The following is a 13,233-nucleotide window of genomic DNA, read 5'->3' as shown; positions in this document are numbered from 1 at the left end:
AAAATACTATATAAAATTTTTCAGTTATGTTAAAATGTTATTAAAGGGGGGGAACAAAAAGTGTTTAAATTAAGGAAAATTTTACTATTTATAATCTTGTTAATTTTTGTTATACTGCCACTTTCTTCTTTAAAAGCAGTTCCGCCCCAAAGCCCCGTTTATGTACTATCCATTGATGGCCCTATTGTACCAGTTGTCGCTGATTACATTGAAAGCGGTCTTCAGGAAGCAGAAAAAAATGGTGCAAGTTGTATAGTCATAGAACTTTCTACACCTGGCGGTTTGTATTCTACTACTCAAAAAATCGTCACAAAAATACTAAATTCTCATATTCCTGTTGTAGTATATGTCTCTCCCGCAGGAGCTTGGGCGGGCTCTGCTGGTACTTTCATAACACTTTCAGCAAATGTCGCTGCAATGGCTCCTGGAAGTAGAATAGGCGCCGCCCATCCTGTGTCAATGGAAGACGACTCTGCTTTATCAGATGTACAAAGGCAAAAACTCACTCATGACGCTGCTGCCTGGATAAGAAGCATCGCAGAAAACAGAGGGAGAGACCCCAAAAATGCTGAAATGGCAGTTATTGAAAGCAAATCTTTTACTGACACAGAAGCATTAAATGCCCATTTAGTCGATTTTAAAGCTACTAATTTAAATGACCTTCTAAAAAAATAAACGGCCTTACAGTCAAAAATTTTGACGGCACAACTACAACTTTGCAAACTGATGGTCCAATCAAATACTTCCCAATGTCTTCAGCTCAAAAATTTCTCTTTGCAATAAGCGATCCAAATATTGCTTATCTTCTCATGAGCGCTGGTATCTTGGGCATTGTATTGGAGCTTTATCATCCTGGGGCTATCTTTCCCGGTGTGGCAGGAGGAATAAGCTTACTTTTAGGCCTCTACACACTTGGAACATTAAATGCTCAATTAAGTGGAATGCTTCTTGTCATATTAGGGCTTGTGCTTTTGGCATCTGAAGCCTTTGTGGTAAGCCATGGAATTTTAGCAGTGGGCGGTATAACTTCCTTCGTACTTGGCTCTTTAATGTTATTTAGTGGAAACCAAATGGGACTCACTATAAACAAAGGAGTAGTTTTCGCAACAGCCTTTTTCATGGCAGCTTTTGTTTCTTTCCTCTTAGCTGCTGTTATAAAAGCTCAAAAGAGAAAAGTAGTCACAGGAGTAGAAGGTCTAATTGGTGAAATAGGTATTGCAGTAAGTGATATTAATCCAAATGGCATAGTCTTGGTAGAAGGAGAAAGGTGGCAGGCAGAATCTAAAGAGTATATTGCAAAAGGCGAAAAGGTGGTCATTACAGCAGTAGAGGGTTTGACAGTTAAAGTTGAAAAAATAAAAGAGGGAGGCAGTAAAAAAAATGATTGAGAGTTTTGCATTTCTATTCACCTTATTAATAATCCTTATAAGTTTAATTTCCGCATCCATTAGAATAGTACAGGAATACGAAAGGGGCGTAATTTTTCGTCTTGGGCGCTACGTAGGTATAAGAGGACCAGGAATATTTTTCTTGATTCCTATAATAGAGAGAATGCAAAAAGTAGATTTGAGAGTCATAACAATGGAAGTACCAACACAAGAGGCAATTACAAGAGACAACGTTACTGTTAAAGTAAATGCAGTAGTATACTTCAGAGTAATAGACCCTGCCAACGCTGTTATAAAAGTTTTAGACCACATAAGAGCAACATCTCAGCTGGCACAAACTACATTAAGAAGCGTTTTAGGTCAGTCTGACTTAGACGAATTATTATCTCACAGAGAAGAAATAAACAAGAGGCTTCGCGAGATTATAGATGAGGGAACAGAACCATGGGGAGTAAAAGTAAATCTTGTAGAAATAAGGGATGTAGAACTACCACAAAGCATGCAAAGGGCCATGGCAGCACAAGCAGAAGCAGAAAGGGAACGCCGTGCTAAAATTATAAATGCTGATGGAGAATATCAAGCAGCGGCAAAACTCGCTGAAGCTGCCCGCATCATAGCCTCACAACCCGTTTCTCTGCAACTTAGGTATCTTCAAACTTTAAGAGAAATAGCTAATGATAGGTCAAACATAGTAGTTTTCCCAATGTCTTTAGATATTTTTCAGCAATTTTTCCCTCAAGGGCCGAAGGAAAATAAAATCGAATAAAAGCTGCTGAAACCTCAGCAGCTTTCAGACTGTTGACAAAATATCGGGAACCCGTTATTATGAAAAGGGTTCCTTGTTTTTTTATTTTTAGTAGTATAAAGCAAAAGAGGAGAGGAAAAGGAAGATGTTAACAAAGAAACAGGATGCAAGACATCAAATAGAATTTGTAAGCATAGATCAATTAGTACCAAAAGATCACCTTTTAAGAAAGATAGAAAGAGTTATAGACTTTAATTTCATATACGATTTAGTAAAAGACAAATATTCCGAAGATCACGGCAGACCAAGCATAGATCCAGTAGTATTAATAAAAATCCTGTTTATTCAGTATCTTTTTGGCATACCCTCAATAAGGAGGACAATATCAGAGATAAAAACAAATGTGGCATATAGGTGGTTTTTAGGGTATGGGCTAACAGAAGAAATACCTCATTTTTCAACATTTAGCCAGAACTACATAAGAAGATTCAAAGGGACAGACATATTTGAGAAAATATTTACGAAGATTTTAGAAGAAGCAATAAGGCATGGGCTAGTAAATGCGGAGGAAGTATTCATAGATTCAACCCATGTAAAAGCAAGTGCCAACAAGAAGAAATACACCAAAGAAATAGTAGAACAAGAAGCCAGGACTTATCAAGAAAAACTAGAAGAAGAAATAAACAAAGATAGAGAAGCTCATGGCAAAAAGCCATTAAAGAAAATCAAGAAAATAAAGACGAAAGAAGTGAAAGTAAGCAAAACAGACCCAGATAGCGGAATGTTAAATAAAAATGGAAAAGAAAAATGTTTTGCATATTCTTTTCACACAGCCTGCGATAAAAACGGATTTGTATTAGGAGTAAAAGTTGAAGCTGCAAATGTCCACGACAGCGTAATGTTTGAAGAAGTATTAGAAGAAGTTGAAAAGAGAATAGGAAAACCGAAAGCAATAGCAGTAGATGCAGGATACAAAAATCCGTACATATTAAAGACAATATTTGATAGAGAAATAATACCAGCAGTGCCATACACAAGACCAAAAACAAAAGACGGTTTTATGAAGAAACATGAGTTTGTGTATGATGAATATTATGACTGTTACATATGCCCACAAAATGAAATACTAACATATGTCACAACCAATAGAGAAGGATATAGAGAGTACAAATCAAATCCAGAAAAATGCAAGAATTGTCCTTTAAGAGAAAAGTGTACCCAAAGTAAAGACTACACAAAGAGGATATTCAGGCACATATGGGAAGGATATGTAGAAGAAGCAGAACACTTAAGACATACACCTTATTGTAAAGAAGTATATGAGAGAAGGAAAGAGACAATAGAGAGAGTGTTTGCAGATTTGAAGGAGAAGCATGGTTTGCGATGGACAACATTAAGAGGAAAAGAAAAATTGTCCATGCAAGCGATGCTTGTTTTTGTTGCCATGAATTTAAAGAAAATGGCAACATGGTTATGGAGGAGGGGTAAGAGCCCTTTTGGCACTTTAAATTTTTACCCATTATTTGGAACTTTAAGGAAAATTTTATCCAGATATATACAGCCCCTGTTTTCGGGACTAAGAAAACAGGGGCTTAAATTTCGTTTTGTCAATCGAGTAGGAGCTGAATAATTATTTTATTCAGCGTCCTCTCACACCACCGTACGTACCGTTCGGTATACGGCGGTTCATTAGGAATTATGTACAATTCTTAGTACATCGTTTCTTCCATCCCTTGACGCCGATGATATACTATGCACTTCCGTTGTCTTTTGAAATTCCATTTCTCTATCCAACGGATAGCCTCTTTGTTGAGTTGTCTGCAGTCTTCGCATATCTCTCGAGTTCATAAGATTTCCGAAACCTCCTAATGTTCAGTCCTTCCTTATCTATTCATGTCTAGATAAGTACTATGACCTCTGCTGACTTCTCAAGGTTCAGCCATACATCACTGTATGGGTTGTCACTTCATATTTTACTTCCATGACTTATCCTTGAGACCTCCCTGGGTAAGAACGATAGCTTTCATCTCATATATCTGCCAGATTTACTGTATGGGATTCGGGTAGTGTTGGACTTTGTTTTGATGTGCAAACTCATCCATCCCAATTCAGCCTCTTATCTGGTTCTTGTTCATCAGACCGAGATTTTGCCTTAAGCTTCCTTCAGATTCCACCTCACGATGGACACCCTTGCTCTCGGCTAGTGGTTCCCACTACCAAGCCCACAGCGGACTTTCACCGCCTAGCTATCGCCCATGCCGGGCGCACACAAACTGAAAGCTGCTGAAACCTCAGCAGCTTTTTATTTTATACACTTCTTTAATTCTTCCATATTTTTTGGTATATTACTTTCGTCAATAACTCCTTTCTCTTTTAAAATTTCATATATTTCCAAAAGCATAGACCTTCTCAAATCACTCCAATCGAGTTCTTTTGCGTTAGTAAAAACAACCGCAGGTTCGCCTTTTGCAACAACTTTTCCATTCTTTATGACATATATATAGTCAGCCCATGAATAAGCAAAGTCCACATCATGAGTTGATAAAATGAGTGTCTTTCCCTCTTCAACCAATTTGTCAAACAAGCCCATAATCTCTTGAACATGCTTAGGGTCTAAATAAACCGTTGGCTCATCCAATATAATAACTTCAGGCTCCATAACTATAATATCAGCTATTGAGACGCTTTTTTTCTGCCCATAGCTTAAAAAATGGGTGGGCTTGTCTTTTAAATCAATAATTCTCGTTTCCTTCATGGCTTTTTCCACTTTCTCTTTTACTATATTTTCTGGATAACCCAGGTTCATAGGGCCAAAAGAAATTTCTTGGTATACACTAGCAAAGAAAAGCTGTATGTCAGGATTTTGAAATTATTGTAACATTTGTATAGGCATCAAATTCAAAGCATAAAATCATAGTCAAAAAAGCAAATAAAAATTTTTCAACAGGATGTACATTCAACAGGATGTACATCCTGTTGGTGTAAGCATAACTATCTATTAGCATTTTTTCTCCCCTTCGCAACACCTATATAATATCCCAAAAAGCCTGCACCAATTGCAGCCTGTAAGGCGGCAAACAAAAGGCTTTCAATTTCTCCACTTGGTGGCTCCCAAATTGGTTTAAAGGCATAATGTAAAGAGCTCACCATCACAGTGGCGGGACCGTGCAGGCTTTTCACCTGCTTCCCTTTTAACCCAATTTGATTGCAAAATTAGGCACCTGTATTCGCTTGTTATTAAATTTTGTTCTAAATAAAGCATACCATTTTGCAAATAGTTGTCAATAAATGTAAAGATGCCTTTATTCTAATTGCTGACTTATAATTTTCGCCACTTCAAAACTTGTTTCAATCGTTTTTTCAATGTCTTCATCTGTGTGAGCAGTTGACAAAAAGAAGGTTTCAAATTGCGAAGGCGGCATGTATATTCCCCTTTTAAGCATCTCTCTAAAATATTTAGCGTACAAAGTAGTATTTGATTTTAGCGCAGACTCATAGTCTTTTACTTCGTGTTTATTAAAAAACATGCACATCATGCTGCCTATTCTATTTATTGTAACATCAATTCCATTTTGAACCATGCTTTCTTTTAGCCCTTTACACAATTTTTCTGCTTTCTTGTCTAACTCTTCATAAATATTGGAAGTTTCAGATAATATTTTTAAAGTCTCAAAGCCTGCTATCATTGCTAGAGGATTGCCAGACAAAGTCCCTGCTTGATACACCGGTCCATCAGGAGAAACCATTCTCATAATCTCTTCTCTTCCTCCATAGGCACCAACAGGAAGACCTCCACCAATAATTTTACCAAGCGTAGTAATATCAGGCATAATGTTGTAAAGTCCTTGTGCCCCTGAATAAGACACTCTAAAACCTGTCATCACTTCATCAAAAATTAAAAGTGATTTATACTTTGTAGTAATCTCTCTCAATCCCTTTAAAAACTCTTCATCAGGCAAAACAGTACCCATGTTTCCGGCAACAGGTTCTACAATGACACCAGCAATATTTTCACCATAAACTTTAAAAATATCTTCTACCATTTTGATGTCATTGTATCTCGCTATAATTGTGTTCTTTGCTACCTCTTTTGTCACGCCCTTTGAATCAGGCATTCCAAAAGTAAGTGCCCCTGAGCCTGCTTTTATAAGTAAGCTGTCAGAATGTCCGTGATAACATCCTTCAAATTTTACAATGATGTCTCTGCCCGTATATCCCCTTGCCAATCTTATAGCACTCATAGTGGCTTCTGTGCCTGAATTTACCATTCTGACAACTTCTACAGATGGAACAGCCTCAATTACTTTTTCTGCCATCTTAACTTCTAACTCTGTGCAGGCTCCAAAACTGGTCCCAAGTTGTGCCTGTTTTTTAATAGCTTCTACCACTTGTGGATGTGAATGCCCAAGTATTAGCGGTCCCCATGAAAGAACATAGTCTATGTATTCATTGCCATCTTCATCCCAAATATGACTTCCTTGTCCCTTTTTTATAAAAACAGGAGTAGCTCCTACTGATTTAAAAGCTCTTACAGGGCTATTAACACCACCTGGCATAAGTTTTTTAGCTTTTTCAAAAAGCTTTTGCGATTTATCAGTTTTCACAGAACCACCTCTTCCTAAATTTTTATCATTCTCTGTTTAAATTTCATGAATAAATCATAAGTAATTGAAAAATAATAAATCATGTATTATAATCTAAGTAAAAGATGTGTGGAGGTGAAAAAATGATACATGCTACGTCTACAATTACAGGCAAAGGGCAAATTCAATTGCCTGCAGAAATCAGAAAAGCTATTGGTGCTGATATAGGAGATAACGTCATCTTTATAGTACAAGACAACAAAGAAATAGTGTTGAAATTAATAAAAAAGAAAAAGCTTTCACAATTAGGTGGAACGTTAAAATCTCAAGTAAAATTCAAAAGCATTGATGAAGAAACAGAAAATACAAAAGAAATTTGGGTAAATAAAAGAGTAAGGAGAAATTACAATGGAGAAAATATGGATTGATGCCAATGTCATTTTGAGATACCTTTTAAAGGACAATGAAGAATTTTATGCAAAAGCGTATGAAATTATGAAAAAAGCGGACAGCGGAGAATTAAAACTTCTCGTATCTCCTCTCACTATTGCAGAAGTAGTATGGACACTTGAGTCTTTCTACAAAATATCAAAGGATCAAATATCTGATACGCTTATTACCTTTATATGTTCTGAAGCTGTGGAAGCAGAAGAACGGGACACATTAATTCTATCTCTAAACAGTTATAGAGAAAATAATGTTGATTTTATTGATGCGTATATAGCTGCCCATGCAATAAATTCAGGAAACAAAAAAGTATTTACTTTTGATAAAAAACATTTCTCAAGGCTTAACGTAGAATTATTTTAACAGCCCGCTTTTTTCAATAATTTTTCTGTAAACAGCCATTTTTTCTTCTTCAGCAAAATCTTTTTCCTTTAATTCTATCCTCTTCTGATATAGCTTTTGTAATAGTTTTTCATAGTCATCATTGAAGATTGACTCCAACTTTTCCTTTATCATTCTCGAAAGAAGTGGACTTTTGCCACTTGTAGATATAGAAATAATTAAGTCTCCCCTTTTTACAATGGCAGGTACAATAAAAGAAGAAAGGTCTTTATCATCAACCACATTTACAAGCACATTGTATTTTTCTCCATCTGACGCCACAAGTTTATTTACCTTCTCATCATTTGTAGCAGCAATCACAACAAAAAATCCCTTTACATCCCCTTGTTGATACTCACGTCTTATAAGTTCCACCTTTCCTTTTGCTGCAAGCTCAATTATTCCTTGATCAAAAGAAGGAGAAATGGCAGTAACTAAAGCTTCTCCTTCAACAAGAGATAAAATTTTTCTAAGAGCAACTTTTCCACCTCCTACAACAAGGCATTTTTTGTTTTTTATATTAAGCATTACAGGGTAGTAAGCCATTTCGCAACATCCTTTGCAAAGTAGGTTATAACCATGTCTGCTCCTGCTCTTTTAATCGAAGTAAGTATTTCTAAGACTACCGATTTTTCATCAATCCAACCCATCTTAGCTGCCGCCTTTACCATTGAATATTCTCCACTTACATTGTAAGCAGCAATAGGAATATTGAAATTATCCTTTACCCGCCTTATAATATCAAGATAAGAAAGTGCAGGTTTTACCATGACAATATCTGCTCCTTCTTCAATGTCAAGAGCTATTTCTCTTAAGGCTTCATTGGAGTTTCCATAGTCCATTTGATAAGACTTTCTGTCGCCAAATTGTGGGAAAGAATTTGCTGCTTCTCTAAAAGGTCCATAAAAAGAGGAAGCGTATTTAGCACTGTAAGCCATAATAGGTGTGTTTACAAATCCTTTACTATCTAAAAGCTTTCTTATGGCAGCTACTCTTCCATCCATCATGTCAGAAGGCGCTACAATATCCGCCCCTGCCTCAATATGGGACAAGGCTATTTTAGCAATGTAGTACACTGTTTTGTCATTTAGAACTTGGCCATTTTCAACAATGCCACAGTGTCCATGAATTGTATACCCACACATACACACATCTGTTATTACCACAATTTCTGGCACTTTTTCTTTTATTTCTCTCACCGCTTTTTGAACGATGCCTTCCTCACTATAAGCCTCTGACCCCAATTCATCTTTATATGAAGGCACACCAAAAAGTAAAATAGCAGGAATTCCAAGGTTACGCACTTCTCTAACTTCTTCTATAAGCAAATCTATAGAAAAATGATAAACACCCGGCATTGAATCTATCTCTTCTTTTATATTATCTCCTGGCACAACAAAAAGAGGATATATAAGGTCACCTACATCTAAAGAAGTTTCTCTTATCATATCCCTTAAAATGCTGTTCGCTCTAAGCCTTCTTGGCCTTTTTACCAAATCCATTTTATCTCCTCTTTCTATTGGTTTTGATAGTTTTTTAATATTTCTTCAATAAGTTTTCCCGTTGTGTATTCACTTGGCATTGTGTCTACATCAAATCCTTTATCCTCTATAGCTTTCTTTGTTACAGGTCCTATTGCAGCTATTTTAGAGTTTTTTAGAAGATTTATTTCGTCTCCTATTAATTGATGCATATAATTAAAAGTAGAGGAACTTGTAAATACAGCAATATCTATTCCTTTGCGGAGTTCACTTATAAGATTTCCCTTTATTTCATAATTTGGTTCATTTTTATATGCGACAATTTTTTGTACGTTAGCACAATTTTCTAGACTTTCCATTAATATATCCCCGCCTATCTGAGAAGTCAAAAGCGCTATGTTTTTTCCTTCAACATGTTTTTTAAGTGCATTTGCTAAAGAGTATGAGGTGTACTCCTCAGGAATTATATCTGGATATATAAAAATATTTTCTAAAGCTTCCGCAGTCTTACTTCCTATCGCTACTACTTTAATACTTAAATTTCTTAAATCAAACCTTTTTTCTCGGGAAGCTTCAATAAAACTCCAAACGCCATTTACACTTGTAAATACAGCATAGTCGAATTTATGTATTTCTTCTAAAAACTTTACTATATTATCTGAAAACGGCGTGATTTTAATAGTAGGACAAACAACAACATCTGCTCCCTCTTCACTCAAAATTTTTTTCATCTGCTGTGACTGTTCATAGGTCCTTGTAAGCAAAATCCTTTTTCCAAAAAGCTTTTTGTTTTCGTACCATTTTAATCTATCCCTTAATGCCACAACATCTCCTACAGCGATAACTGCAGGATTTTTTATTCCTTCTTTTCGGACGAGACTTGGAATATCAATGAGTTTCCCAGTTACAACTTTTTGCTTTGGAGTAGTGCCTTCCATTACTACTGCTGCTGGTGTATGAGGATCTTTGCCGTAATTGAGAAGTTTTTGCACAATTTTTTCTATATTTTTTATCCCCATGAGAAATACAAGTGTCCCCTCGAGTTTTGATATGACCTCCCAATCGAGGATTTTATCTTTCCCTTCCCGTTCATGACCCGTTATTACGTGAAATGAAGAGCTTAAATCTCTATGAGTTACAGGAATTCCTGCATAGGATAGGACAGCCACTGCAGATGTTATGCCTGGCACTACCTCATAAGGTATTCTTTTTTGTGAAAGGTATTCAGCCTCTTCGCCACCTCTTCCGAATACAAATGGGTCCCCTCCTTTAATTCTCGCTACTTTTTTGCCAGAAAGGGCCTTTTTCGCAATTATTTCGTTTATTCTACTTTGAGGTACTTTGTGATTATCCGGAAACTTTCCAACATCAATAAGCTCTGCATCCTTTTTTGCCATTTTTAAGATATCTTCATTAATGAGCCTGTCATACACCAGCACATCTGCATTTTTTATAACTTCCACTGCTCTTAAGGTTAAAAGCCCAATATCTCCAGGTCCTGCTCCGATCAAATATACAATCCCTGACATCATATACCTCCAAATTCTTTAATAAGCTTTTCTATCATTTTATCGGTTTCTACAATTAAGCCAGTCATTTCACTTTTTAAAAGCTTATCCTCTTTTTGATAAGCAACTTTTATGTCTATTTTTTCTCCATCATTCTCTCTCCCATATTGGGCATAGGCACCAAAAGGCTGTCTGCAATTAACTCCAAAGACTTTTAGAAGTTCCCTTTCAACAGAAGCCTCAAAAAATGTTCTTCTATCAACAATATAGGGATAAAACTCTTGAAATATATTATCAAAACTTTCTGCAATTTCTACTGCAAGAATTCCCTGACAAGGTGCTGGTACAACTACATCAGGTGGGAAATATTCAGTAATAATACTCTCCAATCCTAACCTGTGCAAACCCGCCGCTGATAAAACAATGCCGTCAAGGTTTAGTTCTTCCATTTTTTTGAGCCTCGTCCTCACATTACCTCTTATTGGAACAATCTGTATATCTGGCCTTAAAGCTTTAAGCTGCACTTGCCTTCTTAAACTGCTGGTCCCAATTTTAGCCCCTTTTTTTAAATCTATAAATTTCGTTCCATTTCTTGAAACAAACACATCCTTTGGGTCTTCTCTTTTTAAAACTGCCATGAGCTTGAGCTTTTCAGGTATTTCATAAGGCATGTCCTTCATGCTGTGGACTGCCATGTCAATTTCACCTTTGAGCAATGCACTTTCTATTTCTTTTACAAAAACCCCTTTTCCCCCTATTTCACTAATAGGTTTGTCAATTAATGCATCCCCCTGTGTGGTTATCTTTACTATTTCAAATTCAAAATCCTGCCTAAACTTTTTTATTTCATTTATAACCATTTGAGTTTGTACTAAAGCCAATTCACTTGACCTTGAGCCGACTTTTATAACTTTTTTCATCTTTACCTCCAGATTTTAATAGGCGTTTTCTTTAAGGTACGCTATCATTTTATTAGCCATTTTATTTGCAACTCTTTTTAAAGCGATTTTTATATTTTCCTTGTCTTTTTCAGATACGTCAGTCAATTTATTTATAATTCTTTGAAATTCTGTGTTACAAACTTCATTGGCATATCTACTTACTTCTTTTATATAAGGCTCTATTTCAAGTGTTTTGTACCATTTTTCAAATTTATTCACTTCCTCTTTCACCATTTTTTCAATAACGGGAATAAGTGAAAGCCTCTCTTTTTTGTTTTCCTCCGCTGTCTTTTTTAGATCGTCAATAGTATAAAGACTTACTCCTTCTATTTGTCCAATTCTCGGGTCTATATCCCTAGGAAGAGCTATATCCACCATACAAATTTTTCTGCCGTCGTATATTTTTTTAAACTTATCATAATTTACTGTGTAGTGAGGAGCATTTGTAGCACTTATTACAATATCACTGGTGGCAATGTGCAGGTACTTCTCTTCATAAGGTACAATATTTATCTGTGGAATTTGCTCCTTTAATTCAATAGCTTTTGAAAAAGTCCTGTTTGTAACAAATACATCAGCACCTTTATCTAAAAGATTTTTCATAGCATTTTGCCCCATCTCGCCAAGACCTATCACAAAAGCCTTTTTGCCTTTTATATCCTTAAATACTTCTTGAACAAATTTAACTGCAATATAGCTTATAGACAAAGCCAGATCTTTTATACCCGTATCTGTACGAGCTTTTTTCCCAAGAGTTACTGCATCCCTAAAGAGTTTAAAAAATATCTTTCCGGAAGAGTTGAAAGTCTGTGCGGTATCTATAGCCTCCTTCACCTGTGACAATATTTGGTCTTCACCTACTACCATAGATTCAAGTCCACAGGCAACTCTAAAAATGTGTTCCACTGCATCAAGTCCGTAAATTTGCCTTAAATATTTTATGAAATCTTCTTTTAAGCCAAAGTAATTTATGAAAAAATCTTTTACTTCATCCGTGGATATTTTTTGTGAATAGAAGTAAATTTCACTTCTGTGACAGGTGGAAAGTATTACAACCTCTTCCAGTCCCAACTCTTTTAATTTTATTAATGCCTCTCCAATATCTTTAAAAGAAACTTTTTCTCTCAATTCTAAAGGAGTATCCTTATCTACTCCCACCATTTTAATATTATTTATGTCCACTTTTTGTCACCTCATTTATGAGACTATCAACATCTGTTACTACAATAGGATAATTTATATCAGGCCTTTTTATTAAAATCACAGGAATACCTAGCATTTTAGCAGCTTCAAATTTTTCTAATACTCCTCCCACAATGCCACTGTCTTTTGTCACAACCACTTCCGCATTTCTTTCTTTAAACATTTGATAATTAAGCTCTTTGGTAAAAGGGCCCTCCATCGCTATTATATCTTTGGGTTTTAATCCTAAATCTTCACACTTTTTTATGGCGCTACTTGAAGGAAGCACTCTCACTGTCACCTTTTTCCCTGCTTCCCAAAGGAATTTGAATTTTTCAAGGTTTTTGCTACCTATTGACAAAAAAATACTATCGTATTTCTTACATTCTTCTGCTGCCTCTTCAAAACTTTTAACTACAATCGCTTTGTAGTAATATAGACTTTCTCTTTCATACCTTATATGCTTGATACCAGTTTTGTTACAGGCATTTATAGCATTTATGCTTACATCTTTTGCAAAAGGATGAGTCGCATCAACTACAACATCTATATAGTTTTTATAAATAAAATCAATGAG

General features: G+C 35.8%; 14 protein-coding genes, 2 pseudogenes and 1 riboswitch. Of the genes and pseudogenes, 5 read left to right on the top strand and 11 right to left on the bottom strand.

Annotated features, from left to right (window positions below):
- Positions 1 to 60: 60 nt before the first annotated feature.
- The 3 genes and pseudogenes from THEWI_RS15520 (at position 61) to THEWI_RS02255 (ending at position 3,763) form a co-directional block, all read left to right on the top strand.
- Positions 61 to 1,388 (top strand): annotated as a pseudogene (locus THEWI_RS15520) (NfeD family protein).
- Complete coding sequence (locus THEWI_RS02260; protein WP_014062283.1) at positions 1,381 to 2,154, top strand: slipin family protein; 774 nt, start codon at positions 1,381 to 1,383, stop codon at positions 2,152 to 2,154. Before THEWI_RS15520 ends, THEWI_RS02260 begins: the two are co-directional and overlap by 8 nt.
- Before the next feature lie 124 nt (positions 2,155 to 2,278).
- Positions 2,279 to 3,763, top strand: a complete 1,485-nt coding sequence (locus THEWI_RS02255) for an IS1182 family transposase (protein ID WP_014062282.1) — start codon at positions 2,279 to 2,281, stop codon at positions 3,761 to 3,763.
- 59 nt (positions 3,764 to 3,822) lie between these two features.
- Here THEWI_RS02255 and THEWI_RS14335 read toward each other — a convergent pair whose 3' ends face one another.
- From THEWI_RS14335 to hemL, 5 genes and pseudogenes are all read right to left on the bottom strand, one after another.
- A complete protein-coding gene (locus THEWI_RS14335; protein ID WP_041589179.1) occupies positions 3,823 to 3,981 on the bottom strand; it encodes a hypothetical protein in 159 nt (52 codons plus the stop codon).
- A gap of 454 nt (positions 3,982 to 4,435) precedes the next feature.
- Positions 4,436 to 4,954, bottom strand: a complete 519-nt coding sequence (locus THEWI_RS02245) for an energy-coupling factor ABC transporter ATP-binding protein (RefSeq protein ID WP_425274178.1) — start codon at positions 4,952 to 4,954, stop codon at positions 4,436 to 4,438.
- A gap of 34 nt (positions 4,955 to 4,988) precedes the next feature.
- Positions 4,989 to 5,138 (bottom strand): hypothetical protein, encoded by a 150-nt coding sequence (locus tag THEWI_RS14105; RefSeq protein ID WP_244262287.1) that lies wholly within the window; start codon positions 5,136 to 5,138, stop codon positions 4,989 to 4,991.
- Positions 5,125 to 5,232 (bottom strand): annotated as a pseudogene (locus tag THEWI_RS13785) (energy-coupling factor ABC transporter substrate-binding protein); the annotation flags it as partial. The pseudogene THEWI_RS13785 and the gene THEWI_RS14105, both read right to left, overlap by 14 nt.
- Positions 5,199 to 5,373: riboswitch (cobalamin riboswitch) on the bottom strand. Its footprint overlaps the pseudogene before it by 34 nt.
- A gap of 62 nt (positions 5,374 to 5,435) precedes the next feature.
- The gene (hemL, locus tag THEWI_RS02235) at positions 5,436 to 6,737 is read right to left on the bottom strand and encodes a glutamate-1-semialdehyde 2,1-aminomutase (protein WP_014062281.1); all 1,302 of its coding nucleotides are present in this window, start codon (positions 6,735 to 6,737) and stop codon (positions 5,436 to 5,438) included.
- Between the two features lie 122 nt (positions 6,738 to 6,859).
- Between hemL and THEWI_RS02230 the strand changes: the two genes are divergently transcribed.
- Positions 6,860 to 7,144, top strand: a complete 285-nt coding sequence (locus THEWI_RS02230) for an AbrB/MazE/SpoVT family DNA-binding domain-containing protein (protein WP_014062280.1) — start codon at positions 6,860 to 6,862, stop codon at positions 7,142 to 7,144.
- Complete coding sequence (locus THEWI_RS02225) at positions 7,125 to 7,526, top strand: PIN domain-containing protein (RefSeq protein ID WP_012994508.1); 402 nt, start codon at positions 7,125 to 7,127, stop codon at positions 7,524 to 7,526. The genes THEWI_RS02230 and THEWI_RS02225 overlap by 20 nt, the downstream gene beginning before the upstream one ends.
- Here THEWI_RS02225 and THEWI_RS02220 read toward each other — a convergent pair.
- From THEWI_RS02220 to cobK, 6 genes are read right to left on the bottom strand one after another with little or no spacing between them, the layout of a single operon-like run.
- Entirely contained in the window at positions 7,518 to 8,090 is a 573-nt protein-coding gene (locus THEWI_RS02220) for a precorrin-2 dehydrogenase/sirohydrochlorin ferrochelatase family protein (protein ID WP_014062279.1), read from the bottom strand. The two genes, THEWI_RS02225 and THEWI_RS02220, sit on opposite strands and share 9 nt — an antisense overlap.
- Complete coding sequence (gene hemB, locus THEWI_RS02215) at positions 8,072 to 9,046, bottom strand: porphobilinogen synthase (RefSeq protein WP_014062278.1); 975 nt, start codon at positions 9,044 to 9,046, stop codon at positions 8,072 to 8,074. The genes THEWI_RS02220 and hemB overlap by 19 nt, the downstream gene beginning before the upstream one ends.
- Positions 9,047 to 9,060: 14 nt before the next feature.
- A complete protein-coding gene (gene cobA, locus THEWI_RS02210) occupies positions 9,061 to 10,554 on the bottom strand; it encodes a uroporphyrinogen-III C-methyltransferase (protein ID WP_014062277.1) in 1,494 nt (497 codons plus the stop codon).
- Positions 10,554 to 11,453 carry a hydroxymethylbilane synthase gene (gene hemC / locus THEWI_RS02205; RefSeq protein WP_014062276.1) on the bottom strand — a complete coding sequence of 300 codons (900 nt, stop codon included), beginning with the start codon at positions 11,451 to 11,453 and terminating at the stop codon, positions 10,554 to 10,556. Before hemC ends, cobA begins: the two co-directional genes overlap by 1 nt.
- Positions 11,454 to 11,468: 15 nt before the next feature.
- On the bottom strand, positions 11,469 to 12,656 hold the full coding sequence (hemA, locus tag THEWI_RS02200; RefSeq protein WP_014062275.1) for a glutamyl-tRNA reductase: 1,188 nt from the start codon (positions 12,654 to 12,656) through the stop codon (positions 11,469 to 11,471).
- Positions 12,643 to 13,230 (bottom strand): precorrin-6A reductase, encoded by a 588-nt coding sequence (gene cobK / locus THEWI_RS02195; protein ID WP_341853098.1) that lies wholly within the window; start codon positions 13,228 to 13,230, stop codon positions 12,643 to 12,645. The genes hemA and cobK overlap by 14 nt, the downstream gene beginning before the upstream one ends.
- Positions 13,231 to 13,233: the final 3 nt, after the last annotated feature.

It is taken from the genome of Thermoanaerobacter wiegelii Rt8.B1 (assembly GCF_000147695.2).
Lineage (GTDB): Bacteria > Bacillota > Thermoanaerobacteria > Thermoanaerobacterales > Thermoanaerobacteraceae > Thermoanaerobacter > Thermoanaerobacter ethanolicus.
Note: the sequence above shows the minus strand (reverse complement) of the source record. Positions and strands in the feature narration are given on the sequence as shown.

Bases quoted from the DNA above. Each gene is read 5' to 3' on its own strand.
- THEWI_RS02255 (WP_014062282.1), top strand. From the start codon at position 2,279: ATGTTAACAAAGAAACAGGATGCAAGACATCAAATAGAATTTGTAAGC.
- cobA (WP_014062277.1), bottom strand. From the start codon at position 10,554: ATGTCAGGGATTGTATATTTGATCGGAGCAGGACCTGGAGATATTGGG.
- THEWI_RS14105 (WP_244262287.1), bottom strand. From the start codon at position 5,138: ATGCTAATAGATAGTTATGCTTACACCAACAGGATGTACATCCTGTTG.
- THEWI_RS02230 (WP_014062280.1), top strand. From the start codon at position 6,860: ATGATACATGCTACGTCTACAATTACAGGCAAAGGGCAAATTCAATTG.
- THEWI_RS02260 (WP_014062283.1), top strand. From the start codon at position 1,381: ATGATTGAGAGTTTTGCATTTCTATTCACCTTATTAATAATCCTTATA.
- THEWI_RS14335 (WP_041589179.1), bottom strand. From the start codon at position 3,981: ATGAACTCGAGAGATATGCGAAGACTGCAGACAACTCAACAAAGAGGC.
- hemB (WP_014062278.1), bottom strand. From the start codon at position 9,046: ATGGATTTGGTAAAAAGGCCAAGAAGGCTTAGAGCGAACAGCATTTTA.
- hemC (WP_014062276.1), bottom strand. From the start codon at position 11,453: ATGAAAAAAGTTATAAAAGTCGGCTCAAGGTCAAGTGAATTGGCTTTA.
- THEWI_RS02225 (WP_012994508.1), top strand. From the start codon at position 7,125: ATGGAGAAAATATGGATTGATGCCAATGTCATTTTGAGATACCTTTTA.
- THEWI_RS02220 (WP_014062279.1), bottom strand. From the start codon at position 8,090: ATGGCTTACTACCCTGTAATGCTTAATATAAAAAACAAAAAATGCCTT.